The organism is Streptomyces sp. NPDC004838 (genome assembly GCF_053600955.1).
The window spans coordinates 17,007-43,881 of record NZ_JBSGAW010000034.1 but is presented as its reverse complement, the minus strand read 5'-3'; the positions used below and the strand labels follow the sequence as shown (position 1 = coordinate 43,881).

The 26,875-nt window shown below is 70.0% G+C and carries 23 protein-coding genes; 16 read left to right on the top strand and 7 right to left on the bottom strand.

The window, feature by feature from the left end; genetic code table 11:
* Positions 1-132 precede the first annotated feature (132 nt).
* From tsf to ACWEFL_RS30615, 8 genes are all read left to right on the top strand, one after another.
* Positions 133-969 carry a translation elongation factor Ts gene (gene tsf, locus ACWEFL_RS30650; protein ID WP_451718787.1) on the top strand — a complete coding sequence of 279 codons (837 nt, stop codon included), beginning with the start codon at positions 133-135 and terminating at the stop codon, positions 967-969.
* 256 nt (positions 970-1,225) lie between these two features.
* On the top strand, positions 1,226-2,020 hold the full coding sequence (pyrH, locus tag ACWEFL_RS30645; protein WP_451718889.1) for a UMP kinase: 795 nt from the start codon (positions 1,226-1,228) through the stop codon (positions 2,018-2,020).
* 165 nt (positions 2,021-2,185) lie between these two features.
* A complete protein-coding gene (frr, locus tag ACWEFL_RS30640) occupies positions 2,186-2,743 on the top strand; it encodes a ribosome recycling factor (protein WP_451718785.1) in 558 nt (185 codons plus the stop codon).
* On the top strand, positions 2,743-3,936 hold the full coding sequence (locus ACWEFL_RS30635) for a phosphatidate cytidylyltransferase (protein ID WP_451718782.1): 1,194 nt from the start codon (positions 2,743-2,745) through the stop codon (positions 3,934-3,936). Before frr ends, ACWEFL_RS30635 begins: the two co-directional genes overlap by 1 nt.
* A gap of 385 nt (positions 3,937-4,321) precedes the next feature.
* Positions 4,322-5,431, top strand: a complete 1,110-nt coding sequence (gene rlmN / locus ACWEFL_RS30630; RefSeq protein ID WP_451718779.1) for a 23S rRNA (adenine(2503)-C(2))-methyltransferase RlmN — start codon at positions 4,322-4,324, stop codon at positions 5,429-5,431.
* A 373-nt stretch (positions 5,432-5,804) separates the two neighbouring features.
* Positions 5,805-6,929 (top strand): thiamine ABC transporter substrate-binding protein, encoded by a 1,125-nt coding sequence (locus tag ACWEFL_RS30625; RefSeq protein ID WP_451718776.1) that lies wholly within the window; start codon positions 5,805-5,807, stop codon positions 6,927-6,929.
* Positions 6,930-6,982: 53 nt separating this feature from the next.
* Positions 6,983-8,602 (top strand): ABC transporter permease, encoded by a 1,620-nt coding sequence (locus ACWEFL_RS30620; RefSeq protein ID WP_451718886.1) that lies wholly within the window; start codon positions 6,983-6,985, stop codon positions 8,600-8,602.
* Entirely contained in the window at positions 8,602-9,624 is a 1,023-nt protein-coding gene (locus ACWEFL_RS30615; RefSeq protein WP_451718773.1) for an ABC transporter ATP-binding protein, read from the top strand. Before ACWEFL_RS30620 ends, ACWEFL_RS30615 begins: the two co-directional genes overlap by 1 nt.
* Before the next feature lie 164 nt (positions 9,625-9,788).
* Here ACWEFL_RS30615 and ACWEFL_RS30610 read toward each other — a convergent pair whose 3' ends face one another.
* The 4 genes from ACWEFL_RS30610 to ACWEFL_RS30595 form a co-directional block, all read right to left on the bottom strand.
* Positions 9,789-10,949, bottom strand: coding sequence for a hypothetical protein (locus ACWEFL_RS30610; protein WP_451718771.1), 1,161 nt, complete (start codon positions 10,947-10,949; stop codon positions 9,789-9,791).
* Complete coding sequence (locus ACWEFL_RS30605) at positions 10,931-11,659, bottom strand: ABC transporter ATP-binding protein (RefSeq protein WP_451718769.1); 729 nt, start codon at positions 11,657-11,659, stop codon at positions 10,931-10,933. The genes ACWEFL_RS30610 and ACWEFL_RS30605 overlap by 19 nt, the downstream gene beginning before the upstream one ends.
* A 273-nt stretch (positions 11,660-11,932) precedes the next feature.
* A complete protein-coding gene (locus ACWEFL_RS30600) occupies positions 11,933-13,312 on the bottom strand; it encodes an aspartate aminotransferase family protein (RefSeq protein ID WP_451718766.1) in 1,380 nt (459 codons plus the stop codon).
* Complete coding sequence (locus tag ACWEFL_RS30595) at positions 13,297-13,812, bottom strand: Lrp/AsnC family transcriptional regulator (RefSeq protein WP_451718763.1); 516 nt, start codon at positions 13,810-13,812, stop codon at positions 13,297-13,299. Before ACWEFL_RS30595 ends, ACWEFL_RS30600 begins: the two co-directional genes overlap by 16 nt.
* 175 nt (positions 13,813-13,987) lie before the next feature.
* Here ACWEFL_RS30595 and ACWEFL_RS30590 point away from each other — a divergent pair, with 175 nt between their 5' ends.
* On the top strand, positions 13,988-15,427 hold the full coding sequence (locus ACWEFL_RS30590) for a gamma-aminobutyraldehyde dehydrogenase (RefSeq protein ID WP_451718760.1): 1,440 nt from the start codon (positions 13,988-13,990) through the stop codon (positions 15,425-15,427).
* Between the two features lie 453 nt (positions 15,428-15,880).
* Here ACWEFL_RS30590 and ACWEFL_RS30585 read toward each other — a convergent pair whose 3' ends face one another.
* A complete protein-coding gene (locus ACWEFL_RS30585) occupies positions 15,881-16,588 on the bottom strand; it encodes a glycerophosphodiester phosphodiesterase (RefSeq protein WP_451718757.1) in 708 nt (235 codons plus the stop codon).
* A gap of 157 nt (positions 16,589-16,745) precedes the next feature.
* Positions 16,746-17,774 (bottom strand): adenosine deaminase, encoded by a 1,029-nt coding sequence (locus ACWEFL_RS30580; RefSeq protein WP_451718755.1) that lies wholly within the window; start codon positions 17,772-17,774, stop codon positions 16,746-16,748.
* A 112-nt stretch (positions 17,775-17,886) separates the two neighbouring features.
* On the opposite strand from ACWEFL_RS30580, the gene ACWEFL_RS30575 reads away from it, so the two are divergent.
* Positions 17,887-18,669 (top strand): DUF4190 domain-containing protein, encoded by a 783-nt coding sequence (locus tag ACWEFL_RS30575; protein WP_451718752.1) that lies wholly within the window; start codon positions 17,887-17,889, stop codon positions 18,667-18,669.
* A 135-nt stretch (positions 18,670-18,804) separates the two neighbouring features.
* On the opposite strand, the gene ACWEFL_RS30570 is transcribed toward ACWEFL_RS30575, so the two are convergent.
* On the bottom strand, positions 18,805-19,365 hold the full coding sequence (locus tag ACWEFL_RS30570; protein WP_451718749.1) for an NADAR family protein: 561 nt from the start codon (positions 19,363-19,365) through the stop codon (positions 18,805-18,807).
* Between the two features lie 220 nt (positions 19,366-19,585).
* Here ACWEFL_RS30570 and ACWEFL_RS30565 point away from each other — a divergent pair, with 220 nt between their 5' ends.
* The 6 genes from ACWEFL_RS30565 to ACWEFL_RS30540 all read left to right on the top strand — a co-directional run bounded on the left by ACWEFL_RS30565 (position 19,586) and on the right by ACWEFL_RS30540 (position 26,855).
* A complete protein-coding gene (locus ACWEFL_RS30565) occupies positions 19,586-21,091 on the top strand; it encodes a gamma-aminobutyraldehyde dehydrogenase (protein ID WP_451718746.1) in 1,506 nt (501 codons plus the stop codon).
* Between the two features lie 43 nt (positions 21,092-21,134).
* On the top strand, positions 21,135-22,382 hold the full coding sequence (locus ACWEFL_RS30560) for an ABC transporter substrate-binding protein (RefSeq protein WP_451718743.1): 1,248 nt from the start codon (positions 21,135-21,137) through the stop codon (positions 22,380-22,382).
* A 106-nt stretch (positions 22,383-22,488) separates the two neighbouring features.
* Positions 22,489-23,634 (top strand): ABC transporter ATP-binding protein, encoded by a 1,146-nt coding sequence (locus tag ACWEFL_RS30555; RefSeq protein ID WP_451718740.1) that lies wholly within the window; start codon positions 22,489-22,491, stop codon positions 23,632-23,634.
* Positions 23,631-24,572, top strand: a complete 942-nt coding sequence (locus ACWEFL_RS30550) for an ABC transporter permease (protein ID WP_451718737.1) — start codon at positions 23,631-23,633, stop codon at positions 24,570-24,572. Before ACWEFL_RS30555 ends, ACWEFL_RS30550 begins: the two co-directional genes overlap by 4 nt.
* Entirely contained in the window at positions 24,572-25,375 is an 804-nt protein-coding gene (locus tag ACWEFL_RS30545) for an ABC transporter permease (protein ID WP_451718734.1), read from the top strand. The genes ACWEFL_RS30550 and ACWEFL_RS30545 overlap by 1 nt, the downstream gene beginning before the upstream one ends.
* Positions 25,376-25,442: 67 nt before the next feature.
* The gene (locus tag ACWEFL_RS30540; protein WP_451718732.1) at positions 25,443-26,855 is read left to right on the top strand and encodes an NAD(P)/FAD-dependent oxidoreductase; all 1,413 of its coding nucleotides are present in this window, start codon (positions 25,443-25,445) and stop codon (positions 26,853-26,855) included.
* Positions 26,856-26,875 lie beyond the last annotated feature (20 nt).

The following is a 26,875-nucleotide window of genomic DNA, read 5'->3' as shown; positions in this document are numbered from 1 at the left end:
CGCACAGATCCGGTAGGTGACGACGGCGGGGGGCGGTGCTACGAGCACCGGCCCCCGCCGCTCACCCGTAGATCTGCGCGGACTCTCGGGTGGATCTTCGACTTTCGACCTTTTCGAGAAGAGATCAAGGACATGGCGAACTACACCGCCGCCGACGTCAAGAAGCTCCGTGAGCTGACCGGTGCCGGCATGATGGACTGCAAGAAGGCGCTGGACGAGGCGGACGGCAACGTCGACAAGGCCGTCGAGCTGCTCCGCGTCAAGGGGCAGAAGGGCGTCGCCAAGCGCGAGGGCCGCAGCGCCGAGAACGGTGCCGTCGTCTCCCTCGTCTCCGAGGACAAGACCTCCGGCGTTCTGCTCGAGCTGAAGTGCGAGACCGACTTCGTCGCCAAGGGCGACAAGTTCCAGGCCGTCGCCAACACGCTCGCCGCGCACGTGGCCGCGACCTCCCCGGCCGACCTCGCCGCCCTGCTCGCCTCCGAGATCGAGGCCGGCAAGACCGTGCAGGCGTACGTCGACGAGGCCAACGCCAACCTCGGCGAGAAGATCGTCCTCGAGCGCTTCGCCCAGTTCTCCGGCTCGTACGTCGGCGTCTACATGCACCGCACGATGCCCGACCTCCCGCCGCAGGTCGGCGTCCTGGTCGAGCTGGACAAGCCGGACGCCGAGGTGGCCAAGGACATCGCCCAGCACATCGCCGCCTTCGCGCCGAAGTACCTCACCCGCGAGGACGTCCCGGCCGACGTCGTCGAGCAGGAGCGCCGCGTCGCCGAGGCCACCTCGCGCGAGGAGGGCAAGCCCGAGGCGGCCCTCCCCAAGATCGTCGAGGGACGCGTCAACGGCTTCTTCAAGGAGGTCACCCTCCTCGACCAGCCGTTCGCCAAGGACAACAAGAAGACCGTCCAGAAGATTCTGGACGAGGCCGGTGTCACGCTGAAGCGCTTCGCGCGCATCCGCGTCGGCGCCTGAGCGCACGGTCGGGTACCGGCGTACGGAGGGAACCCCGAGTACGCCGGGTACACGAGCGAGTACGCGAGGACGCGAGTACGCGATCGATCCGGGAGCCCGATAGGGTTTCTCACGCAGTCATCGGCCGCGTGAGCCCCAAGGCGGCACAACTGCCTTGAAGCGCCGGACGACCGCAGATCTGACGAGGAGGCCATTGCCGAGAGGGACACCAGCACCCACGGCAATGGCCTTCTCGTATGTGCACGAGGAGATCTCCATGAACAAGGGCGCGGACGCCAACCAGGCTGCCGGCGACAACAGCGACCACGACGGGAAGCACGACGTGAAGAAGGCCGGGCGCTTCCTGCTGAAGCTCTCCGGTGAAGCCTTCGCCGGTGGCGGGGGGCTCGGCGTCGACCCCGATGTCGTCCACGCCATGGCACGGGAGATCGCGGCGGTCGTCCGCAGCGGCGCGCAGCTCGCGATCGTCATCGGCGGCGGCAACTTCTTCCGTGGCGCCGAACTCCAGGTGCGGGGCATGGACCGGGCCCGCTCCGACTACATGGGCATGCTCGGCACCGTCATGAACTGCCTCGCCCTCCAGGACTTCCTGGAGAAGGAGGGCATCGACTCGCGCGTCCAGACCGCCATCACCATGGGCCAGGTCGCCGAGCCCTACATCCCGCTCCGGGCCGTGCGCCATCTGGAGAAGGGCCGTGTCGTCATCTTCGGCGCGGGCATGGGCATGCCGTACTTCTCCACCGACACCACCGCGGCCCAGCGGGCGCTGGAGATCGACGCGGAAGCGCTGCTGATGGGCAAGAACGGCGTTGACGGGGTCTACGACTCCGACCCCAAGGCCAATCCCGACGCGGTGAAGTTCGACGCGCTGGAGTACGGCGAGGTCATCTCCAGAAACCTCAAGGTCGCCGACGCCACCGCGATCACCCTCTGCCGTGACAACTCGCTGCCGATCCTCGTCTTCGAGCTGCTTACCGAGGGCAACATCGCGCGGGCGGTACGGGGTGAGAAGATCGGCACGCTCGTGAGTGACCAGGGCACCCGGGCCTGAACTCCGGGGGGTGTCCGACGGCGGTCCGGTGACGGACGCCGGAGGACATCCGGGATAGACAAAGTCCTGCCGGTCGGACACCGTGCAGGAAAGACGCGACGCAGGTTCCGCCCGACCGGTTGGTTGCATGCCGGGCCGCCTACTCAAGACACGCAGGAGCAAGTGGTGATCGAAGAGACCCTCCTCGAGGCCGAGGAGAAGATGGAGAAGGCCGTCCTGGTCGCCAAGGATGACTTCGCCGCGATCCGCACGGGACGCGCGCACCCGGCGATGTTCAACAAGATCGTGGCCGACTACTACGGTGCGCTGACCCCGATCAACCAGCTGGCCTCGTTCTCCGTGCCGGAGCCCCGGATGGCCGTGGTGACCCCGTTCGACAAGAGCGCGCTGCGCAACATCGAGCAGGCGATCCGCGACTCGGACCTCGGCGTCAACCCGGGCAACGACGGCAATATCATCCGGGTGGTGTTCCCCGAGCTGACGGAGGAGCGCCGCCGCGAGTTCATCAAGGTCGCCAAGAGCAAGGCCGAGGACTCCCGTATCTCGATCCGTGCCGTACGCCGCAAGGCCAAGGAGACGATCGACAAGTTCATCAAGGACGGCGAGGTCGGCGAGGACGAGGGCCGCCGTGCGGAGAAGGAGCTCGACGACACCACCGCCAAGTACGTGGCGCAGGTCGACGAGTTGCTGAAGCACAAGGAAGCCGAGCTGCTCGAAGTCTGATGAACGAGTCTTTCCGGGGGGCCCCGCAGCGGGCCGATTACGTCGGCAGGCGGCGACGGCCCGACCGGGGTCCCGCCTCGGCGGGTCCGGCGTACGACTCGGCGGGTCCCGCCTACGATGAGCTTGACGCAGAGCAGACTCGGCCCATGCCCATCGTGCCGGACGTCCCCGACGCAGGTAGAGACGCCGAAGACCGTGATGCCAGCGATCGCGACCACCGCACGGCTCGCGGCGACCGTGACCACGACCAGGGGGCCGGCCGGCTGAGCGGCCCCCTGTTCCGCGACGAGATTCCCCAGGAGCCCATGCCCAGCCCGCAGCCGGCGCCTCAGCCGCCGAAGAGGAAGCGGGACGGCGGTGGGACCGGCCGGGCGAAGAAACGGGCCGGCCGTGATCTGCGGGCCGCCATAGGGGTCGGCGTCGGCCTCGGTGCGGTGATCATCGCCTCCCTCTTCGTCGTCAAGGCGGTGTTCGTCGGCGTCATCGCGGTCGCCGTCGTCGTCGGGCTGTGGGAACTCACCTCCCGGCTGGAGGAGCGCAAGCAGATCAAGGCCCCGCTGGTGCCGCTCGCGGTCGGCGGCGCGGCGATGGTCGTGGCGGGGTACGCCCGCGGCCCGGAGGGGGCGTGGGTCGCCACGGCGCTTACGGCGCTCGCGGTGCTGGTCTGGCGGATGACGGAGCCCCCCGAGGGATATCTGAAGGACGTCACGGCGGGGGTCTTCGCCGCGTTCTACGTTCCGTTCCTGGCGACCTTCGTCGCGATGATGCTCACCGCGGACGACGGCCCGCAGCGGGTGCTCACCTTCCTGGTCCTCACCGTGGTGAGCGACACCGGGGCGTACGCGGTGGGCTGGCGCTTCGGCAAGCGCAAGCTCGCGCCCCGCATCAGCCCCGGAAAGACCTGGGAGGGTCTGCTGGGCGCGGTCGGATTCGCGATGGCGGCCGGTGTGCTGTGCATGGAGTTCGTCATCAACGACGGCACCTGGTGGCAGGGGCTGCTGCTGGGCCTCGCCGTCGCGGCCAGCGCCACGCTCGGCGACCTGGGCGAGTCGATGATCAAGCGCGACCTCGGCATCAAGGACATGGGCACCCTGCTGCCGGGCCACGGCGGCATCATGGACCGGCTGGATTCGCTGTTGCCTACGGCGCCCGTGGTCTGGTTGCTGCTGGTGGTGTTCGTGGGTTCGGGGTGACGGGGCGCGATACCGCGCGCCGGTAGCCGTGGGGCGGGCCGGCGGCGGACCGGACACCGTACGGACCGGGTGACGGCACGGGCGGGGCACACCGTGGACCGGACACCGTACGGAACGAGCGACGGCACGCCTCGGGCACCGTACGGACCGGCCGGATGCGCCGTCCCGACGGCATCGGCCCGGCGGCCCCGTAGGTGATCTTCGCAGGAAGCGGCGGAGCGGGACCCGTTACCCTGGATGGGCGTGCCGCTTCGAGCGGCACGCCCTTCTTGCCCCGCACCCGCGGGGGTGACCCGGTGAGGTCTCCGGGCTTCGGCACCGTCCCACCGTCGGCTCCGGGCCGGCGGAGGTGAACCGACCTCGCCCTACTGAGGAGTTTCCGCTCATGTCCCCCGCACCGGGAGAACTCACCTTCATCGCGCCGCGCGGAGCCAAGAAGCCTCCGCGGCACCTCGCCGACCTGGCACCCGCCGAGCGGAAGGAAGCCGTGGCGGCGATCGGCGAGAAGCCGTTCCGCGCCAAGCAGCTCTCACAGCACTACTTCGCGCGGTACGCCCTCGACCCGGCGCAGTGGACCGACATCCCGGCCGCCGCCCGGGAGAGGCTCGCCGCCGAGCTGCTGCCGGAGCTGATGTCCGTCGTGCGGCACATCTCGTGCGACGACGACACCACCCGTAAGACACTGTGGCGGCTGCACGACGGGACGCTCGTCGAGTCCGTGCTGATGCGCTACCCGGACCGGGTGACGATGTGCGTCTCGTCACAGGCGGGCTGCGGGATGAACTGCCCGTTCTGCGCCACCGGGCAGGCAGGGCTCGACCGCAATCTGTCGACGGCCGAGATCGTGCACCAGATCGTCGACGGGATGCGCGCGCTACGGGACGGAGAGGTGCCCGGCGGGCCGGCGCGGCTGTCCAACATCGTCTTCATGGGGATGGGCGAGCCGCTCGCCAACTACAAACGGGTCGTGGGCGCCATCCGACGGCTCACCGACCCCGAGCCGGACGGGCTCGGCCTCTCGCAGCGCGGGATCACCGTTTCGACGGTGGGTCTGGTGCCCGCGATGCTGCGGTTCGCGGACGAGGGTTTCACCTGCCGTCTCGCCGTCTCGCTGCACGCGCCGGACGACGAACTGCGCGACACCCTCGTCCCCGTCAACACCCGCTGGAAGGTACGCGAGGTGCTCGACGCGGCCTGGGAGTACGCCGCGAAGTCCGGCCGCCGGATCTCCATCGAGTACGCGCTCATCCGGGACATCAACGACCAGGCGTGGCGCGGCGACCGGCTGGGCCGGCTCCTCAAGGGCAAGCGGGTCCATGTGAACCTGATCCCGCTCAATCCGACGCCGGGGTCCAAGTGGACCGCCTCCCGGCCCGAGGACGAGAAGGCGTTCGTCGAGGCGATCGCCGCCCATGGCGTGCCGGTGACCGTGCGGGACACCCGCGGCCAGGAGATCGACGGCGCGTGCGGCCAGCTCGCCGCGTCCGAGCGCTGATCCGCCACACGCCCCCCGCGACGCGGCTCCGGCGCACCCCCGAAGCGTCCCTGATACCGCGCTCATACGACCCCGATACGGCGGTCCGGCGCGACAGGAGACCGGTACGCCGCTCAGCACCGGTGACCTCGCACTCGGGTCCTCGGGGCGCTCCGGGTATGGTGTGCCGGAAACATCTGCATACATCCGACAGGGGAGCGCCACAGCGCTGAGAGTGCGGTACCCACCAGACCGCAGACCCTCTGAACCTTGCCCAGGTCATTCTGGGTAGGAAGTTCGGTCGTAACTCAAGCTGTTGCGCCCTGCCCGGATTCTCGTTCGAGAACCGGGCAGGGCCGCGTCTCTTCCTGGCCACCCCCAGGAGGACTGATCATTGAGCACCACCAGAAGGATCACGGTCACCGCACTGGCCGCGGCGCTGGGCGTGAGCACGCTCGCCGCCTGCGGCGGAGAGTCGAAGGACTCGCCGTCGAACGGCTCCAGCGGGACGGGCGGGGCGAAGTCCAAGACGGTGACGCTCGTCAGCCACGACTCGTTCGCCGCTTCCGACGCCGTGCTGAAGGAGTTCACCGAGGAGACCGGCTACACGGTCAAGGTCCTCAAGAGCGGTGACGCCGGTGAGGCGCTCAACAAGGAGATCCTCACCAAGGGCTCCCCGCAGGGCGATGTCTTCTTCGGCGTCGACAACACCCTGCTGTCGCGGGCCCTCGACAACGGTCTGTTCACACCGCACGAGGCCAAGGGGCTGGCCGGGATTCCGGCGGCCCTTCAACTCGACGCGGACAAGCACCGGGTCACGCCCGTCGACACCGGCGACATCTGCGTCAACTACGACAAGAAGTACTTCGCCGACAAGAAGCTCGCACCCCCGCAGACCTTCGACGATCTGCTCAAGCCCGAGTACAAGAACCTGCTCGTGACGGAGAACGCGGCCACCTCCTCGCCCGGCCTCGGCTTCGTCCTCGGCACGGTCGCCGAGTACGGCGAGAAGGGCTCCTCCAAGGGAGGCTGGCAGGAGTACTGGAAGAAGCTCAAGGCGAACGGCGTCAAGGTCGTCGGCGACTGGGAGCAGGCGTACAACGAGGAGTTCTCCGGTTCCGCGGGCGGCAAGAAGGCGAAGGGGGACCGGCCGCTGGTCGTCTCGTACGCCTCCAGCCCGCCCGTCGAAGTCCTCTACTCCGAGCCGCAGCCGACACAAGCGCCCACCGGGGTCGCCACCGGCACCTGCTTCCGTCAGATCGAGTTCGCGGGACTGCTGAAGGGCGCGAAGAACGAGGAGGGCGGCAAGGCCCTGCTCGACTTCCTCGTCTCCGAGAAGTTCCAGGAGGACATGCCGCTGAACATGTTCGTCAACCCGGTGGTGGAGGGGACGAAGCTGCCCGAGCTGTTCACGAAGTTCGGCGCGGTGGTGGACAAGCCGAGGACCGTCGCCCCCGACGCGATCGCCGACAACCGTGAGCAGTGGATTCAGACGTGGTCCTCGCTCGTAGTGAAGTAGCGAAGCCCGGCCGTACGCGGGCGGTCCGGGAGAACGCGGCGCGGCTCGGTCTGATGACCCTGCCCGTCGCGTTCTTCGCCGTCTTCTTCGCCTACCCCGTCGTCTCCATCGTCGGCCGCGGTCTGGAGACCGACGGGGTCTGGCAGTTCGGCCGGATCGGCGAGGTCCTGGGCCGCTCCGACATCCAGAGCGTCCTCTGGTTCACCGGCTGGCAGGCGCTCGCCTCGACCGCGCTCACCCTGCTGATCGCGCTGCCGGGCGCGTATGTCTTCGCGCGCTACGACTTTCCGGGGAAGGGGCTGCTCCGGGCGGTGGTGACCGTTCCGTTCGTGCTGCCGACCGTCGTCGTGGGAACCGCCTTCCTGGCGCTGCTCGGGCGCGGCGGGGTCCTGGACGAGATGTGGGGCGTCCGCCTCGACACCACGGTGTGGGCGATCCTGCTCGCGCACGTCTTCCTCAACTACGCGGTCGTCGTCAGGACCGTCGGCGGGCTCTGGTCGCAGCTCGACCCCGGGCAGGAGGAGGCCGCGCGGGTCCTGGGCGCCGGGCGGTTCACGGCCTGGCGGAAGGTCACCCTGCCCGCCCTCGCGCCGTCCGTCGCCGCCGCCGCGCTGATGGTGTTCCTCTTCACCTTCACCTCCTTCGGCGTCGTGCAGATCCTCGGCGGGCCGTCGTTCGCCACGCTCGAGGTGGAGATCTACCGGCAGACCGCCCAACTGCTGGACCTGCGGACGGCCGCCGTCCTGACGCTGGTGCAGTTCGCGGCGGTGGGAGCCGTACTGGCCGTGCACGCCGCGACCGTACGCCGACGGGAGACCGCGCTGCGGCTGGTGGACCCGGCGCTGACAGCACGCCGGCCGCGCGGCGGCCGTCAGTGGGCGCTGCTGGGCGGGGTGCTCACCGTGATCGTGCTGCTTCTCGTGGTCCCGCTGGGCATTCTGGTCGAGCGCTCGCTCGACACCCCCGCCGGTTACGGCTTCGACTACTACCGGGCGCTCGGATCGGTCGACGAGCGCGGCGGCGTGTTCCTCGTGCCGCCGATCGAAGCCGTGCGCAACTCCCTTCAGTACGCGGCCGTCGCCACCCTCATCGCGGTGGTCGTCGGCGGGCTGGCCGCCGTGGCGCTCACCCGCCGGGCGGGACGGCTCGTCCGGGGCTTCGACGCGCTGCTGATGCTGCCGCTCGGGGTCTCCGCGGTGACGGTCGGGTTCGGGTTTCTGATCACCCTGGACGAGCCGCCGCTGGATCTGCGGACGTCCTGGATCCTGGTGCCGCTCGCCCAGGCCCTGGTCGGTGTGCCCTTCGTCGTACGCGTCATGCTGCCCGTCCTGCGGGCGGTGGACGGACGGCTGCGCGAGGCCGCCGCGGTGCTCGGGGCGTCACCGCTGAGGGCGTGGCGAGAGGTCGATCTGCCGCTGGTGCGGCGGGCGCTGATGATCGCCGCGGGGTTCGCCTTCGCCGTGTCGCTCGGTGAGTTCGGCGCGACCGTCTTCATCGCCAGGCCGGACAGCCCGACACTGCCGGTGGCGGTGGCGCGGCTGCTGGGGCGTCCCGGAGAGCTGAACTACGGGCAGGCGATGGCGTTGAGCACGATCCTGATGGCGGTGTGCGCGGGCGCGCTGCTGTTGCTGGAGAGAGTCCGCGTCCGCGGTACCTCGGCAGGGGAGTTCTGATGGCGCTGCTCGGACTTGACGATGTGACCGTGCGTTTCGGGGCGCGGACCGCGCTCGACCGGGTGGATCTGGAGGTCGCCGAGCACGAGATCGTCTGTGTGCTCGGACCGAGCGGCAGCGGGAAGTCCACGCTGCTGCGGGTCGTCGCCGGGCTCCAGAGCGCGGATGCGGGACGGGTGCTGCTGGCGGACGCCGACCAGACGAGGGTGCCCGCGCACCGGCGCGGGGTCGGTCTGATGTTCCAGGACCATCAGCTCTTCCCGCAGCGCGACGTCGGCGGCAATGTCGCCTTCGGGCTGCGGATGCGCGGTGCCGGGCGGGCGGAACAGCGGCGCCGGGTCGCGGACCTGCTGGAGCTCGTCGGGCTGCCCGGAGCCGAACGGCGGGCCGTCTCCGCCCTGTCGGGCGGTGAGCAGCAGCGGGTCGCGCTGGCGCGGGCGCTCGCCCCCGAGCCCCGGCTGCTGATGCTGGACGAGCCGCTCGGCCAGCTCGACCGGGGCCTGCGGGAACGGCTCGTCGTCGAACTGCGGGAGCTGTTCGGACGGCTCGGCACCACGGTGCTGGCCGTCACCCACGATCAGGGGGAGGCGTTCGCGCTCGCCGACCGTGTCGTGGTCATGCGGGACGGCCGGATCGCCCAGACCGGAGCACCGCTGGAGGTCTGGCAGCGGCCCGCCGACGAGTTCGTGGCCCGCTTCCTCGGCTTCGACAACGTGGTGACCGCGACGGTCGGCGGTGCCGCGGCGGACACGGTCTGGGGGAAGATCCCCGTGCCGGACGGCTCCCGGGACGGCGAGTGCCGGCTGCTGGTCCGGCCCGCGGGCGTACGCCTCGCCGACGCCGAGGAGGGGCTGCGCTGCACGGTCGAGGGGCGTACGTTCCGGGGCCACCATGTGGCGATACGGCTGAAGCCTCTCGACGGTCCGCCCCTGGAGGCCGCTGTGCCGCTGCGGGACGCGCCGGAGCCCGGGGCCGTGGTGGGGGTGATCTTCGCCGCCGAGGACGTGGTGGTGCTGGGCTGAGCCCGCCGGTCGTCCCGGTCCCCTTCGGTAGGTCCCCTTCGGTAGGTCCCCTTCGGATCGGTCCCCTTGGGAATCGTCTTCGGAAGCCTCGGCCGGCGGGACGATCCTGCGGAGAGCCGGTACTCGATCGCCCGCGAGGTGACGGCCACCCTCGCGGGACCGTCTCAGCCCTTCAGCGGAACCGCCGCCATCATCGCCACCACCAAGGTCAGCGGGGCGAAGACCAGCAGCAGGACCGCCCCCCGCAGGGCGGCGGCGGCACGCAGCGCCTTCGCGGGCGCGCCCAGTCGGCGCAGTTCCTCCGTGGTGGCCGCGCGGGCGTTCCGGGCCTCCACGGCGGAGGTCAGCAGGGTGGCGGTCGTACAGGCCACGACCAGCGCCGCGCCGAGGCCCGTCAGCGGACCGAAGGGGCGCGGGCCCGCGTCGTACAGGGTCCAGGCCGCGATCGCCGCGGAGCCGACCGCGCACACCACCCCGAGCGGGCGGCCGATCCTGCGGGACTCCTCCATCAGGATCCGGCCCGCGAGCAGCCGCACCCCGCCGGGTCCGAACATCTGGAGGAGACGGCCGCAGAAGTGGGTGAGCGCCGGTCCCGCGATCGCGAGGCCCACGGCGGTGAGCGTCCACCCCGTGAGGACCCCCGCCGGGTTGGAGCCGAACTCTCCGGGCAGCGGCAGCGACCCGCCGGTGTGCGTACGGGCCGCGTACGTCCCGACGGCCAGGCCCGCCGCCGTCAGCGCACAGCCCCAGGGCAGCCCGCCGGGCGCGCTCACCGGCTTCGAAGGCCCGTCGGGGGCGGGAGCCGGCGGCGGGGTGGGACGGGGGCGCAGGGCGAGCGCCGCGGCGACCGTCGCGGTGAGCGGTACGAGCGCCAGCAGGGTCAGCGCGGCGGCGAGCGGCAGCGGCTCGTCGGCGGCCAGCAGCTTCGACGCGGCCCCGTCGAACGGCAGACCGGTCAGATCGCCCCGCAGATGCAGGAAGAACAGCAGGGCGAGCATGCTGCCGAGCGTGCCGGACACGGCGGTGGAGGCGGCGGCGAACGCGGCGAGCCGGCGCGGGCCGAGCCCGACCGCCGAGAGCCCGGTGCGGGGCCGGGTGCTCGGGTCCGTACGCGCCACGGCGACGGCGAAGTGCACCGTCGCGGCGAGCGGGACCAGACACCAGGCGAGCCGCAGCAGCGAGGCCGCCGATTCGCCGGGGTGGCCGAGCGCGTACGTCAGGGCGCTCAGCAGCAGAAAGCCGACACCCGCCGATGCCGCCGCGACCGACAGCCGGCGCAGCAGGATCAGGGGGCGGGCGCCACGGACTAGAGGGAGAGCGAGCACTCGGCCCGCCCTTCCGCGTCGGCCGCCACCGGCGAGCCGGCGCAGCGGCCGTCGACGATCGTGATCGCACGGTCCCCGAGGGCCGCCACCTCCGGGTCGCAGGTGGCGAGCACGGTGGTGATCCGGTGCGAGCGGGCCGCGGTCAGCACCGTGCGCAGTACCTGGGCCCGGTCGGCGCGGTGCAGGGTCGCCGTGGGCTCGTCGGCGAAGAGCACGGACGGTTCGGCGACCAGCGCCCGCGCGGTGGCGGTCCGCTGGCGCTGCGCCTGGTTGAGTGCGTCCGGGCGGCGGCGGGCGCACGCGTCGATGTCGAGGCGCTCCAGCCACTCCATCGCGGCGGTCTTGGCCCGGCGGCGGGTGGTGCCGCGCAGGAGCAGCGGGAGGGCGGCGTTCTCCCAGGCGGTCAGTTCGGGTACGAGGCAGGGCTCGGAGCCGATCCAGCCGTAGTGTTCGCGCCGCAGCCGCTCGCGCTGCGGCGGAGGCAGCTTGTGCACGGGGGAGCTGTTGAACCACACCTCGCCCTCGTCCGCGACGAGCTGCCCGGACAGACAGCGCAGCAGCGTCGTCTTGCCGCTGCCGCGCGGGCCGCACACGGCGAGGATCTCGCCCTCCCGCACCCCGAGCGAGACACCGTCGAGGGCGGGGGATCCGTTGTGGGCGTGGTGGAGGGAGCGTGCCCAGATCACATCGTTGTCCGGCGGGGCCACCATGGCGTACACCTCGGTTCTGATCAGATTCGTCGTCCCCCGTATGGGGGAACGAGGTCAGGTCCTGATCGGTCACGAGCACGCTAGGCAGCCGGATGCGGGGTCCCGGGAAGCACACGGCCCGGGTGCGCGCCATCCACTCGGATGGGCGCACCCGGGCCGTGCAAACGCTCCGGACACCGGGTCCGTACGGCTGATCCGGCGTCGACGGTCGCGGATCGGCGGTTCCGGACGGCCGTGTCCCGGACCACCGAGCCCCGGAACCGGCCGCTGTGGCTAGAGCTTCGTCCACGCCTCGGTGAGGACGCCCCGCAGCACCTGCTCGATCTCGTCGAACGTCGTCTGGTCGGCGATCAGCGGCGGCGCGAGCTGGATGACCGGGTCGCCGCGGTCGTCGGCCCGGCAGTACAGACCGTTCTCGTAGAGCGCCTTGGAGAGGAAGCCGTAGAGCACACGCTCGGTCTCCTCGTCCGTGAACGTCTCCTTGGTGGTCTTGTCCTTGACCAGCTCGATGCCGTAGAAGAAGCCGTTGCCGCGGACGTCACCGACGATCGGCAGGTCGTGCAGCTTCTCCAGCGTGGACTTGAAGGCGCCCTCGTTGTCGAGGACGTGCTGGTTGAGGCCCTCGCGCTCGAAGATGTCGAGGTTCGCGATGCCGACGGCCGCGGAGACCGGGTGGCCGCCGAAGGTGTAGCCGTGCAGGAAGGTGTTGTCGCCCTTGTAGAACGGCTCGGCGATCCGGTCGGAGACGATGCAGGCGCCGATCGGGGAGTAGCCCGAGGTCATGCCCTTGGCGCAGGTGATCATGTCCGGGATGTAGCCGAACTTGTCACAGCCGAACGTCGTGCCGAGCCGGCCGAAGGCGCAGATGACCTCGTCCGACACGAGCAGCACGTCGTACTGGTCGCAGATCTCGCGGACGCGCTGGAAGTAGCCGGGCGGCGGCGGGAAGCAGCCGCCGGCGTTCTGTACTGGCTCCAGGAAGACCGCGGCGACCGTCTCGGGACCCTCGAAGAGGATCTCCTGCTCGATCTGGTCGGCGGCCCAGCGGCCGAACGCCTCCGGGTCGTCGCCGTGCAGCGGCGCGCGGTAGATGTTGGTGTTCGGCACCTTGTGCGTACCGGGCACCAGCGGCTCGAAGGGGGCCTTCAGCGCGGGCAGGCCGGTGATGGACAGGGCGCCCTGCGGGGTGCCGTGGTAGGCGACCGCGCGCGAGATGACCTTGTACTTGGTGTGCTGGCCCTTCAGCTTGAAGTACTGCTTGGCGAGCTTCCAGGCGGTCTCGACGGCCTCGCCGCCGCCGGTGGTGAAGAAGACCTTGTTGAGGTCGCCGGGGGCTTCGTTGGCGAGGCGCTCCGCCAGCTCGACGGCCTTGGGGTGCGCGTACGACCAGACCGGGAAGAAGGCCAGCTCCTGGGCCTGCTTGTACGCGGTCTCGGCCAGCTCGGTGCGGCCGTGTCCGGCGTTGACCACGAAGAGGCCGGCGAGGCCGTCGATGTAGCGCTTGCCCTTGTCGTCGTAGATATAGGTGCCTTCACCACGGACGATGGTGGGGACGGGAGAGTTCTCGTACGACGACATGCGGGTGAAGTGCATCCACAGGTGGTCGTAGGCGGTTTTGGAGAGGTCCTGGCTCACGGCTATCGGGTTCCCCACATGTAGGTCTGCTTCTTGAGCTTGAGGTACACGAAGCTCTCGGTGGACCGCACACCGGGGAGTGCGCGAATCCGCTTGTTGATCACTTCGAGCAGGTGGTCGTCGTCCTCGCAGACGATCTCCACCATCAGGTCGAAGGAGCCCGCGGTCATGACCACGTACTCGCATTCGTCCATGGCCGTCAGCGCCTCGGCCACAGGGTCGAGATCGCCCTCGACGCGGATGCCCACCATCGCCTGGCGGCGGAAGCCCACGGTGAGTGGGTCCGTCACGGCGACGATCTGCATGACGCCCTGGTCGAGCAGCTTCTGGACGCGCTGCCGTACGGCCGCTTCGGACAGGCCCACGGCCTTGCCGATCGCGGCGTAGGGACGGCGACCGTCCTGCTGGAGCTGCTCGATGATCGCGAGGGACACGGCGTCGATCGTCGGGGACTGTGTGTTCCCGGCGGACCCGTTCCTGGAATCTGCGCTTCGGCTGGCCACAGACTCACTCTGCACCGGGAGCGTCCGTCTGGCAAGCCCCAATCAATGAAATTCGTTGCAGATCGGCTTGAATATCACTGAATCCGAAGATGCGGTGGGTCGGGGCTGTCGAAAGCGTCACTCGTGCGTCTAGGGTGGATGAACCTGGGTGGACCCACCCATTCGGAGATCAGACAGGAGGGTGGCAACAGTGACCACCGAGCTGCGTCGTCTGCGCAACTACATCAACGGGGAGTTCCGGGACGCCGCCGACGGGCGGACGATCGACGTCACCAACCCCGCGAACGGCGAGGTGTACGCCACCTCCCCGCTCTCCGGACAGGCCGACGTCGACGCGGCCATGGAAGCTGCGGAGTCCGCGTTCCCCGCCTGGCGGGACGCCACCCCCGCCGAGCGTCAGCGGGTCCTTCTCAAGATCGCGGACGCGTTCGAGGAGCGGGCCGAGGACCTGATCGCCGCCGAGTCGGAGAACACGGGCAAGCCGCTGGGCCTGGTGCGCAGCGAGGAGATCCCGCCGATGGTGGACCAGATCCGCTTCTTCGCGGGCGCGGCGCGCATGCTGGAGGGCCGCTCGGCCGGTGAGTACATGGAGGGCATGACCTCCATCATCCGCCGTGAGCCGGTCGGCGTCTGCGCGCAGGTCGCGCCGTGGAACTACCCGATGATGATGGCCGTGTGGAAGTTCGCGCCGGCGCTCGCCGCGGGCAACACGGTCGTGCTCAAGCCGTCGGACACCACCCCGGCGTCCACCGTGCTGATCGCCGAGATCATCGGCGCGATCGTGCCGAAGGGCGTCTTCAACGTCATCTGCGGCGACCGTGACACCGGCCGCGCCATGGTCGAGCACCCGATTCCGGCGATGGCCTCCATCACCGGTTCCGTACGCGCGGGCATCCAGGTCGCCGCCTCCGCGTCCAAGGACGTCAAGCGCGTCCACCTGGAGCTGGGCGGCAAGGCGCCGGTCGTCGTCTTCGAGGACACCGACATCGCCAAGGCCGTCGAGGACATCGCGGTCGCGGGCTACTTCAACGCCGGCCAGGACTGTACGGCGGCCACCCGCGTCCTGGTCCAGGAGTCCATCCACGACGAGTTCGTCGCGGCGCTGGCGAAGGCCGCCTCCGAGACGAAGACCGGCCAGCCGGACGACGAGGACGTGCTCTTCGGCCCGCTCAACAACGCCAACCAGCTGGCCCAGGTCTCCGGTTTCATCGACCGGCTCCCGGCGCACGCCAAGGTCGAGGCGGGCGGTCAGCGCGTCGGCGAGAAGGGCTACTTCTACGCCCCGACCGTCGTCTCCGGTCTGAAGCAGGACGACGAGATCATCCAGAACGAGGTCTTCGGACCGGTCATCACCGTCCAGTCCTTCACCGACGAGGCGCAGGCCCTCGAGTGGGCCAACGGCGTGGAGTACGCGCTGGCCTCCTCGGTCTGGACGAAGGACCACGGCCGGGCGATGCGGATGTCCAAGTCGCTGGACTTCGGCTGCGTCTGGATCAACACCCACATCCCGCTGGTGGCGGAGATGCCGCACGGCGGCTTCAAGAAGTCCGGCTACGGCAAGGACCTGTCGGGATACGGCTTCGACGACTACACGCGCATCAAGCACGTGATGACGTCGCTGGACGCGTAGCACGCGTACGCGTGTGGGGGCGGGGGCCGCGGGGTCCCCGCCCCCTTCGTCTTTGGGGGCGCGGGTCGGTGTACCGGCTTCCCGCACGCCCGGCGCCGCCCGGCACGCCCGGTCGCGCGTCTCCGCGACCGGAGCCCGGCGTTGTGCGTCGACCGACGGGGCGTTGTGCGGCGGGGCGCCGGCCCTTGTTGTACGTGTTGTACGTGCGAGGGCCGGTGACCGGCCGGGTACGGGCGGATATCCCGTGAACCCCCTGTCCCGCCGGGCCGTTCCGAGCGCCTCGGCGGCGGTGCGGCCGGGACCGCGACCGGAGTCCGGCGCTGTGCGCGACATCGGCACGGACCCGGTTGTCCACCCGTGCCTCCGTGCTTCTCTGAGTCATCGCGGTCAGCGCGCCGGCCGAACGGGAGTCGCCCGCCGTTCCATCGGGCCGGAAGGCCCGGACGGCGGTGTTCAGGAGGGTCGGCCGGCCGGGGAGTCGAGCCGCCCGAGCACGGAACGCAGGGTGCCGACCCGGTTGGTGGTGATGGAGTCGACGCCCGCCGCGATCAGTCCGCGCATGGTGCGACGCGTGTCCGCCGTCCAGGCGGAGAGCAGCATGCCGTCCCGGTGGACCCGCTCGGCCAGTTCCCGATCGATGAGGCCGAAGCGGTAGTTGAGCGTGCGCGGCCTCACGGCCTCGATGAGCGCCGGGCGCGGCGGCGCGAGCGACGTCCAGGTCAGCGCGATCTCGGCGGACGGATCGGCCGTGCGGACCGCGAGCATGGTCGCCGGGCCGGCGCAGTAGTACGCGCGGTCGGCCGCGCCGCACTCGTGGACCGTGCCGACGATCCTCCGCACCGAGTCTTCGGTGGCTCCGGGCAGATCGATCATCATCCGGTGTGTGCCGGGCACTCCCAGCGCGTCCCGGAGGGTCGGCACCCCGCCGTGCGTCGACTCCTCGACCTGTGCGCGGGTCAGCTCCGCCAGCGGACGGTCGTGCCTCCACAGCCGCTTCAGCGTGGCGTCGTGGAGCAGCACGGGCACGTCGTCGCGGGTGAGCCGCACATCGATCTCCACGGCGTCCGCGCCGCGGGCGACGGCGGAACGGATCGAGGGGAGGGTGTTCTCGCGGACGAGATAGGGGTCGCCTCGGTGCGCTACGACGGTGACGGAGTTCATACGGTCATTGTCCGCCGTACGTCGCGAGCCTTCCGTCGGGTGTCGGGTGTCGGGTGTCGGGGCGGATGCCGGATGCCGGGGTGAGGAGCCAGGGTGGAGAGTGGGGGCGGTGGCGGCGTCCCGGCGGGGCCGGAGTACGCACGAGCTGCCCCCGCCTTCAGGAGTTCGCCTGCCACGCCCGTGTGTACGCGTCGATCTCCGCCGAGATCCGCGCCTTCCCCGCCGCGTCCAGGAAACTCGCCTCCACCGCGTTCTTGGCGAGGTCGGCCAGACCGCGCTCGTCGAGGCCGAGGAGGCGGGCCGCGACCCCGTACTCGCTGTTGAGATCGGTACCGAACATCGGCGGGTCGTCGCTGTTGACCGTCACCAGCACCCCGGCCTCGACCATCTGCCGGATCGGGTGGAGTTCGAGGTCGGCGACGGCGCGGGTGGCGATGTTCGAGGTCGGGCAGACCTCCAGCGGGATGCGGTGCTCGGCGAGGTGGGCGAGCAGCCGCGGGTCCCCGGCGGCGCTGGTGCCATGGCCGATGCGCTCGGCTCCCAGGACGTTCAGCGCGTCCCAGACGGTCTGCGGGCCCGTCGTCTCACCGGCGTGCGGCACGGACCGCAGCCCGGCGGCGATCGCCCGGTCGAAGTACGGCTTGAACTGCGGCCGTCCCACCCCGATCTCGGGGCCGCCCAGCCCGAAGGAGACCAGGCCCTCCGGGCGCAGGTCCACCGCGAGCCGGGTGGTCTCCTCGGCGGCTTCGAGACCGGCCTCGCCCGGAATGTCGAAGCACCAGCGCAGAAGCACGCCCAACTCGCTCTCGGCCGCCTTGCGGGCGTCCTCGATGGCGTCCATGAACGCCCGCTCGTCGATGCCCCGGCGGGTCGAGCTGAAAGGGGTGACGGTCAGTTCGGCGTAACGGATGTTCTGCCGGGCCATGTCGCGGGCGATCTCGAAGGTGAGCAGCCGTACGTCCTCCGGGGTGCGGACCAGATCCACGACCGAGAGATAGACGTCGATGAAGTGCGCGAAATCGGTGAACGTGAAGAAGTCGGCCAGCGCCTCGGGATCCGTGGGGACCTTGGAGTCCGGGTGGCTTGCCGCCAGTTCGGCGACGATGCGCGGCGACGCCGATCCCACGTGGTGCACATGGAGTTCGGCCTTGGGGAGTCCCGCGATGAACGGGCGCAGGTCGGTCATCAGGTTCCTCCGGCGTGTGATCGGACACATGAACGGAGGATCATCGTAGGCCGCCGTTCCCCGACAGCCGTATCCGCGTAGCATGACGGGGAAGACGATCGGGGGGAGAACCATGGCAGACCATCAGGGCGAACCGGACCCGCGCGACCGTGACCCCTGGGCGCCTCCGGAGGAGAGCGCGGCACAGGGCGGCCCGGCCGGGCCCGGCCCCTCCTCGCCCTCGCAGGGCGGCGTACCGCTGGACAAGCCCTCCGGGGCACCGGCTCCGCCGAGCCCGCATGTGCACAACATGCCGACCGTGACCTCGATGCCCGGCGTCGATCCGCTCGGCGATGCGGGCGCGGTGCCGCCGCCCCCGATCGCCCCCGGCGGGCCGGCTCAGCCCGCGGCGGGTCCCTACGGCTACCCCGGAACCCCGAACCCGGCTCACACCGTACCGGGCGCCGTCCAGCCGTACGGCGCGTACGCCCCCTATCCCGGCTACCCCCAGAGCGGCTGGCATGCCGGTGCCCTCGGGCCGAACGCCATGGGCGTCCCGCAGAACAACATGGGCGTCGCCTCGTTGGTGCTCGGCATCCTCTCCGTCGCCCTGTTCTGCGTGTACGGCATCGTCGGTCTCGTCCTCGGCGTCCTGGCCCTGATCTTCGGTGTCATCGGCCGGAAGCGTGTGAGCAGGGGCCAGGCCACCAATCCCGGTCAGGCGCTCGCGGGCATCATCCTCGGCTCCATCGGCCTCGTCATCGCCCTGATCTTCATCGCCTTCATGATCTGGGCCATCGTCGAGACGGGCATCGAGGAAGAATCAGGGGTCGACGAGTACGACGGGACCTACTCCAGCACCCTGGTGATCGACAGCACCGGTCCCGCAGGTCCGCTGACGAGCGGCCTCCTCTGACGCCGCTCGCCTCCGGTCAGCGCCGGTCCCGTCTCGGTCACCGACCGGGGCCGGGCCCGGACCTTCCCGCCGGCCCCTGGCCCGCCTGAGACCCGCCCCCAGGGCTCCGCACCCCGCATGCACACCGCGGGGTCCTCACACCGCCGCGTCCGCGGATCTCCGCAGCTCCTCCCGTGCCTCCATCAGCGCGAAGCCCAGCAGATTCAGCCCGCGCCAGCGCTCGGGGTCCCGAGCGCGCTCGTCGTCCGCCGCGAGCCCGATGCCCCACACCCGGTCCATGGGGCTCGCCTCCACCAGCACCCGGTCGCCGGTGCCCAGCAGGAACGCCTTCAGCTCCTCGTGCTGCGAGAACTTGTGCACGCTGCCCGAGCGCACCACGGCGAACCGCTCCCGCTCCCACACCGCCTCGTCGAACCCGCGCACCAGCCGCCCGGCCCGCTTCGCCTGAGCCGGGCTCCTCGCGTCGAGCGCCAGCCGCTCCGCCTCCGCGTCCCCGAACAGCCGAGCCTTGCCCGCCATCATCCAGTGCTCCGCTGTCGCGTAACGCACGCCGTCGACCACGAACGGTGACGGCCACCACTGGCTCAGACAGCCCGCGCCGATCCGCCCGTCCTTGCGGGGCGCATGGCCCCAGAAGTACAGGCACTTGATCTGTCCACCGCCGCTGACCTGCTGGATCAGCTGATTCGTCCCCATGCACGCGAGTCTCGCATCCGCCACTGACACTCCGTACGGGGATTCTCGGCGCGACGCGACACATGGTCGACCGAATCCGTCGCGTAACCAAAAGGAAACTGCGGAATCACTTGTTGGCGAACTATCGCTCTGTCAGGATCGGCACTCAAATCACGCTGATTCGACATTCAAGCGAAGACAGTATGCGACGGCCCACCGGGCCGGGACAACGGAGAGCGTCATGGGTAACCGATTCCAAGTGCTGGACCGCTTCGCGGACGGCGCGCAGTACATCGGCGGGCGGCTACGGCCCGGTACCTCTGGGCGCACACAGGAGATCGTCGACCCCGCGAGCGGTGACACGGTCCACCGGTACGAACTGGCCGGCACCGCCGACGTCGACGCGGCGGTCGACGCCGCCCGCGAGGCGTTCCCCGGCTGGGCCGGCGCGACCCCCGGCGAGCGCTCCGACGCGCTGCACCGCTTCGCGGCCGTGCTCGCCGACCGCGCGGGCGACTTCGCACGGGTCGAATCCCTCCAGTGCGGCAAGCCGATCAAGCTCTCCACCGAGTTCGACGTGCCCGGCACCGTCGACAACACCGCCTTCTTCGCGGGCGCCGCCCGCCATCTCCAGGGTCAGTCGGCCGGTGAGTACAGCGGCGACCACACCTCGTACGTACGCCGTGAACCGATCGGGGTCGTCGGCTCCATCGCGCCATGGAACTATCCGCTCCAGATGGCCGCCTGGAAGATCCTCCCCGCGATCGCCGCGGGCAACACCATCGTGCTCAAGCCCGCCGAGATCACCCCGCTGACCTCGCTGATGTTCGCCCGGGCGGCGACGGACGCGGGCATCCCCGACGGCGTGGTCAACGTGGTCTCCGGCGCGGGCCGGGACGCGGGAGAGCATCTGGTCGGCCACCCCGATGTCGCCATGACCTCCTTCACCGGCTCCACCGCCGTCGGCAAGCGCGTCGCCGAGGTCGCCACCTCCACCGTGAAGCGGCTCCACCTCGAACTGGGCGGCAAGGCCCCCTTCGTCGTCTTCGACGACGCCGACCCGGAGGCCGCCGTCCAGGGCGCGGTCGCCGGATCGCTCATCAACTCCGGCCAGGACTGCACCGCCGCCACCCGCGTCTATGTGCAGCGCCCCCTGTACGAGCAGCTGCGCCAGGGCATCGCCGATGTGATGGCGACCGTCCGCCTCGGCGACCCCTTCGACCCGTCGACCGACCTCGGCCCGCTCGTCTCGCACGCCCAGCGCGACCGGGTCGCCGGCTTCGTCGACCGGGCACGCGCGTACGCCACCGTCGTCACCGGGGGCGAGGCCCCGAAGAACGACGGCGCGTACTATCTGCCCACACTGATCGCCGACGCCGCCCAGGACAGCGAGATCGTGCAGTCCGAGATCTTCGGCCCGGTCCTGGTCATCCTGCCCTTCGACTCCGACGACGAGGGCATCGCGCTCGCCAACGACACCCCCTACGGGCTCGCCGCCTCCGCCTGGACCAGAGACGTCTTCCGCGCGAACCGGGCCAGCCGGGAGATCAAGGCGGGCTGTGTCTGGATCAACGACCACATCCCGATCATCAGCGAGATGCCGCACGGCGGATACAAGGCATCCGGTTTCGGAAAGGACATGTCGGTCTACTCCTTCGAGGAGTACACGCAGGTCAAGCATGTGATGTTCGACAACACCGCCGAGGTCCGCAAGGACTGGCACCGCACCGTCTTCGGGGACAGATAGCCGATCCGCCACTGGCGGCACCCACTGTGAAAGGTCACAGCGCATGGACCACAACGAGCCCGACGGCCTGTCCGCGGCACAGCTGGCCGCGATGCGGCGCAGTCTGACCAACGGCCGGGGCGCCCTCTCCCGCCGCTCGGTGCTGCGCGCCTCCGGCATCGGCGCGCTCACCGTCGGCGGACTGGCCACCCTGAGCGCCTGCGGCATCCCGCCGGCCAAGCGCGAAGGAGGGGCGGCGGCTTCCAACGACCGCTCGGACAAGGAGAAGGTGGTCAACTTCTCCAACTGGACCGAGTACATGGACACCAGCGAGGACGGCAAGACCCGCCCGACGCTGGCCGGGTTCACCAAGCGGACCGGGATCAAGGTCAAGTACACCGAGGACATCAACGACAACGTCGAGTTCTTCGGCAAGATCCAGCCGCAGCTCGCGGCGGGCCAGGACACCGGACGCGACCTGATCAACGTCACGGACTGGCTCGCCGCCCGGATGATCCGGCTCGGCTGGGCACAGAAACTCGACGCCTCGCTGCTGCCGAACGCGTTCGCCAACCTCTCGGCCCAGTTCCGCAGCCCCGACTGGGACCCCGGCCGCGCCTACACCTACCCGTGGGCCGGAATCTCCACCGTCATCGCCTACAACACCAAGGCGACCGGCGGAAAGAAGGTCGACTCGGTCAGCCAGCTGCTGGACGACTCCAGTCTCAAAGGCCGCGTCGGCTTCCTCACCGAGATGCGCGACACCGTCGGAATGACCCTCCTGGACCTCGGCAAGTCCCCGGAGAAGTTCACCGACGCCGACTACGACGAGGCGATCGGCCGGCTCCAGAAGGGCGTCGACAAGAAGCAGATCCGCCGCTTCACCGGAAACGACTACACCTCGGACCTCGCCAAGGGCGACATCGCCGCCTGTCTGGCCTGGGCCGGTGACGTCATCCAGCTCCAGGCCGACAACCCCGACATCCAGTACGCCATCCCCCGGGCCGGCTACATCACCTCCAGCGACAGCCTGCTCGTCCCGGCCCAGGCCCGGCACCAGAAGAACGCCACCCGGCTCATCGACTACTACTACGAGCCCGCCGTCGCCGCCCAGCTCGCCGCGTACATCAACTTCGTCTGCCCGGTCGACGGCGTACGCCCCGAACTCGCCAAGATCGACCCCAAGCTGGCCGAGAACGCCCTGATCATCCCGGACCGGGAAATGGCCGCGAAGTCCCATGCCTTCCGCTCGCTGAGCAGCGAGGAAGAGAAGGCGTACGAAGAGAAGTTCGCCAAGCTCATCGGCGCCTGACCTCCCCTTCAGGCACCGCAGAGCCCGATCCCCACGGCTCCCCGAGCCATCGAGCCCCTGAGCCCCCCGAGCCCCCTGCTCTCGACACCACCTGGGACCGCGACCGATGACCGAAAAAACAGCGGGCGGCGATGTCCGCCTCTCCGGGATCAGCAAGACCTACGGCTCCTTCACCGCCGTCCACCCTCTCGACCTCACCGTCCCGCAGGGCTCCTTCTTCGCCCTGCTCGGCGCGTCCGGCTGCGGAAAGACCACCACCCTGCGGATGATCGCCGGCCTGGAGGACCCCTCCACCGGCACCGTCCGCCTCGGCGAGCAGGACGTCACCGCGCTCCCGCCGCACAAGCGCCCGGTCAACACCGTCTTCCAGAGCTACGCCCTCTTCCCGCATCTGACCATCCACGAGAACGTCGCGTTCGGTCTGCGCCGACGCGGCATCCGGTCGGTGAAGAAGCAGGTCGGCGACATGCTCGACCTCGTACAACTCGGGGACAAGGCCCAGCGCAAGCCGCACCAGCTCTCCGGCGGCCAGCAGCAGCGCGTCGCCGTCGCCCGCGCGCTCATCAACCACCCCCAGGTGCTGCTCCTCGACGAGCCGCTCGGCGCCCTCGACCTCAAACTCCGCCGCCAGATGCAACTGGAACTCAAGCGCATCCAGACCGAGGTCGGCATCACCTTCGTCCATGTCACCCACGACCAGGAGGAGGCCATGACCATGGCCGACACGGTCGCGGTGATGAACGGCGGACGCGTCGAGCAACTGGGAGCCCCCGCCGAGCTGTACGAGCGACCGCAGACCACCTTCGTCGCCAACTTCCTCGGCACCTCCAACCTGATCGAGGCCGACGTCGTCTCCAACACCGGCGGCGAGGTCCAGGTCACCGCCGCCGACGCCAAGCTGCGCCTGCCCGCCGACCGCTGCGCCACCGCACCGGCCACCGGCGGCAAGCTCCTCGTCGGCGTCCGCCCGGAGAAGATCTCCCTGGTCCACGCCGACGACGCGGGAAGCGTCCCGGACGGGCGGAATCGTTTCACCGGCACCATCACCGCCGCCAGCTTCATCGGCGTCTCCACCCAGTACGTCATCGACAGCCCGGTCGGCCCGGACCTGGAGGTGTACGTGCAGAACATCGAGCGCGACGCCCGGCTGGCACCCGGCGCCGAGGTCGTCCTGCACTGGAACCCGGAGTACACCTTCGGCCTCGACGCCGCCCAGAACATCGACGCGGGAGTGGTGGAGGAGACGTCATGACCGCCGTCACCGAGGCCCCGCCCCCGGCCTCGCCACAGTCCCCGCCGGCCGATCCGCCGGTGCACAAGCCCTCGCTGCGCCGCAAGCTGGTGCCGTACTGGCTGCTGCTCCCCGGCATCCTGTGGCTGGTCATGTTCTTCGCCCTGCCGCTGGTCTACCAGGCGTCGACCTCCGTCCAGACCGGCTCGCTGGAGGAGGGCTTCGAGGTCACCTGGCACTTCCAGACGTACTGGGACGCGCTGAGGGAGTACTGGCCGCACTTCCTGCGGTCCGTGATGTACGCGGGCACCGCCACGGTCCTGTGTCTGCTCCTCGGCTATCCGCTGGCGTATCTGATCGCCTTCAAGGCGGGCCGCTGGCGCAATCTGATCCTCGTCCTGATCATCGCGCCGTTCTTCACCAGCTTCCTGATCCGCACGCTCGCCTGGAAGACGATCCTCGCGGACGGCGGCCCGGTGGTGGAGGTCCTGGGCGCCGTCGGCTTCCTCGACGTGACCAACTGGCTCGGGATGACCGACGGGAACCGGGTCCTCGCCACCCCGCTGGCGGTGGTCACCGGACTCACGTACAACTTCCTGCCGTTCATGATCCTGCCGCTCTACACCTCGCTGGAGCGGATCGACCCCCGCCTGCACGAGGCGGCGGGCGATCTGTACGCCACACCGTCCACGGCCTTCCGCAAGGTCACCTTCCCGCTCTCCATGCCGGGCGTGGTCTCCGGGACGCTGCTGACCTTCATCCCGGCCAGCGGTGACTACATCAACGCCGAACTCCTCGGCTCCACCGACACCAAGATGGTCGGCAACGTCATCCAGTCGCAGTTCCTGCGGGTGCTCGACTACCCGACCGCGGCCGCGCTGTCGTTCATCCTCATGGCGATCGTGCTGATCACCGTCACCGTCTACATCCGGCGGGCCGGAACGGAGGACCTGCTCTGATGGCACCACTTCGCTGGCTGAGGCGCAATCTCGTCGTCATCGCGGGCCTGCTGACGCTCGCCTACCTGATCCTGCCGAACATCGTCGTGATGGTGTTCTCGTTCAACAAGCCCGCCGGAAAGTTCAACTACACCTGGCGGGAGTTCTCCACCGACGCCTGGCAGGACCCCTGCGGCGTCGCCGACATGTGCGCCTCGCTCACCACCTCCCTCAAGATCGCCTTCCTCGCCATGGTCTTGGCGACGGTCCTCGGCGTGATGATCGCCTTCGCGCTGGTCCGCTACCGCTTCCGGGCCCGGGGCGCGATCAACTCGCTGATCTTCCTGCCGATGGCGATGCCCGAGGTCGTCATGGCGGCCTCGCTGCTCACGCTCTTCCTCAACCTCGGGGCCGAGCTGGGCTTCTGGACCATCCTCATCGCGCACACCATGTTCTGCCTCAGCTTCGTGGTGGTGGCGGTGAAGGCACGGGTGCTGTCGATGGATCCCCGGCTGGAGGAGGCGGCCCGCGACCTCTACGCGGGGCCCGTGCAGACGTTCCTGCGGGTGACGCTCCCGATCGCCGCCCCCGGTATCGCGGCCGGGGCGATGCTCGCCTTCGCGCTCTCCTTCGACGACGTCATCATCACCAACTTCAACTCGGGCAGCACCGTCACCTTCCCCATGTTCGTGTGGGGTGCGGCCCTGCGCGGCACGCCCGTCCAGATCAATGTCATCGGTACGGCCATGTTCGTGATCGCCGTACTGATCGTCGTCGCCGGACAGCTCGTCAGCAACCGGCGGAAGAACAGCGCGCTGACCTAGGTCAGCGCACTGCCCCAAGGGTCACCAGACGGTCCGCCGCGAGCGGACCCCGTAAGGAGTGGAAACCATGGCCCCAGCTGCCATGACCTTCGCATCATCCCTGGCCGACGCCCAGCCCCTCTCGTTCTGGCTGGACGACCCCGCCAAGCCCGCCCCGCTGCCGGCGCTCACCGGCGACGAGCACTGTGATCTGCTCGTCGTCGGCGGAGGGTACAGCGGACTGTGGACCGCGCTCCTCGCCAAGGAACGCGACCCCGAGTGGGACGTCGTGCTGATCGAGGGCCACGAGGTGGGCTGGGCCGCCTCGGGCCGTAACGGAGGCTTCTGCGCCGCCTCCCTCACCCACGGCCTCGGCAACGGCATCTCCCGCTGGCCCGGCGAGATCACCCGGCTGGAGGAGCTGGGCGACCGCAACCTCGACGGGATCGAGCGGACGGTCGAGAAGTACGGCATCGACTGCGAATTCGAGCGCACCGGCGCGATCGACGTCGCCACCGAGCCGTACCAGCTCGCCGAACTGACCGAGATGTACGAGGAGGCCGGGCGGCTCGGCTTCGGCGGTCTCGAACTGCTCGACCAGGACGCCATGCGCACCCAGGTGGACTCCCCGGTCTTCCTCGGCGGCATGTGGGACCGGCGCGGCACCGCCATGCTGCACCCGGCGAAGCTCGCGTGGGGCCTCAAGCGGGCCTGCCTCGACCTCGGCGTACGGATCTACGAGAACACCCGCGGCCTCGAACTCTCCTCCGCGGGTCCGGGGACCGCCGTCCGCACCCCGTACGGCCGGGTCTTCGCGCGCCGGGTCGCGCTCGGCACCAATGTCTTCCCGTCGCTGGTCAAGCGGGTGCGCCCGTACACCGTCCCGGTCTACGACTACGCCCTGATGACCGAACCGCTGAGCGCGGAGCAGCTCGCCTCGATCGGCTGGGGCGGACGGCAGGGGCTCGGCGACGTGGCCAACCAGTTCCACTACTTCAGACTGACCGCCGACCACCGCATCCTCTGGGGCGGCTATGACGCGATCTACCCGTTCGGCGGCCGGGTCAGCGCCGAGATGGACCACCGCCCGGAGACCTACCTCAAGCTCGCCGAGCACTTCTTCCGCTACTTCCCCCAGCTGGAAGGGCTGAGATTCAGCCACGCCTGGGGCGGGGCCATCGACACCTGCTCCCGCTTCTCCGCCTTCTTCGGCACGGCCCACGGCGGCAAGGTCGCCTACGCGGCCGGTTACACCGGGCTCGGCGTGGGGGCGACCCGCTTCGGCGGGGACGTCATGCTCGACCTCCTGTCCGGGCAGCGCACCGAGCGCACCGAGCTGGAGATGGTGCGGAGCAAGCCGCTGCCGTTCCCGCCGGAGCCGGTCGCCTGGGCCGGAATCGGGCTGACCAAGTGGTCGCTGGCCAGGGCGGACGCCCAGGGCGGGCGGCGCAACGCATGGCTGCGGACGATGGACCGCCTCGGCCTCGGCTTCGACAGCTAGCACCGCTGGTACTGCCGGCA

Bases quoted from the DNA above. Each gene is read 5' to 3' on its own strand.
- tsf (WP_451718787.1), top strand. From the start codon at position 133: ATGGCGAACTACACCGCCGCCGACGTCAAGAAGCTCCGTGAGCTGACC.
- pyrH (WP_451718889.1), top strand. From the start codon at position 1,226: ATGAACAAGGGCGCGGACGCCAACCAGGCTGCCGGCGACAACAGCGAC.
- ACWEFL_RS30635 (WP_451718782.1), top strand. From the start codon at position 2,743: ATGAACGAGTCTTTCCGGGGGGCCCCGCAGCGGGCCGATTACGTCGGC.
- rlmN (WP_451718779.1), top strand. From the start codon at position 4,322: ATGTCCCCCGCACCGGGAGAACTCACCTTCATCGCGCCGCGCGGAGCC.
- ACWEFL_RS30620 (WP_451718886.1), top strand. From the start codon at position 6,983: ATGACCCTGCCCGTCGCGTTCTTCGCCGTCTTCTTCGCCTACCCCGTC.
- ACWEFL_RS30615 (WP_451718773.1), top strand. From the start codon at position 8,602: ATGGCGCTGCTCGGACTTGACGATGTGACCGTGCGTTTCGGGGCGCGG.
- ACWEFL_RS30605 (WP_451718769.1), bottom strand. From the start codon at position 11,659: ATGGTGGCCCCGCCGGACAACGATGTGATCTGGGCACGCTCCCTCCAC.
- ACWEFL_RS30585 (WP_451718757.1), bottom strand. From the start codon at position 16,588: ATGAACTCCGTCACCGTCGTAGCGCACCGAGGCGACCCCTATCTCGTC.
- ACWEFL_RS30580 (WP_451718755.1), bottom strand. From the start codon at position 17,774: ATGACCGACCTGCGCCCGTTCATCGCGGGACTCCCCAAGGCCGAACTC.
- ACWEFL_RS30575 (WP_451718752.1), top strand. From the start codon at position 17,887: ATGGCAGACCATCAGGGCGAACCGGACCCGCGCGACCGTGACCCCTGG.
- ACWEFL_RS30570 (WP_451718749.1), bottom strand. From the start codon at position 19,365: ATGGGGACGAATCAGCTGATCCAGCAGGTCAGCGGCGGTGGACAGATC.
- ACWEFL_RS30565 (WP_451718746.1), top strand. From the start codon at position 19,586: ATGGGTAACCGATTCCAAGTGCTGGACCGCTTCGCGGACGGCGCGCAG.
- ACWEFL_RS30560 (WP_451718743.1), top strand. From the start codon at position 21,135: ATGGACCACAACGAGCCCGACGGCCTGTCCGCGGCACAGCTGGCCGCG.
- ACWEFL_RS30555 (WP_451718740.1), top strand. From the start codon at position 22,489: ATGACCGAAAAAACAGCGGGCGGCGATGTCCGCCTCTCCGGGATCAGC.
- ACWEFL_RS30550 (WP_451718737.1), top strand. From the start codon at position 23,631: ATGACCGCCGTCACCGAGGCCCCGCCCCCGGCCTCGCCACAGTCCCCG.
- ACWEFL_RS30545 (WP_451718734.1), top strand. From the start codon at position 24,572: ATGGCACCACTTCGCTGGCTGAGGCGCAATCTCGTCGTCATCGCGGGC.
- ACWEFL_RS30540 (WP_451718732.1), top strand. From the start codon at position 25,443: ATGGCCCCAGCTGCCATGACCTTCGCATCATCCCTGGCCGACGCCCAG.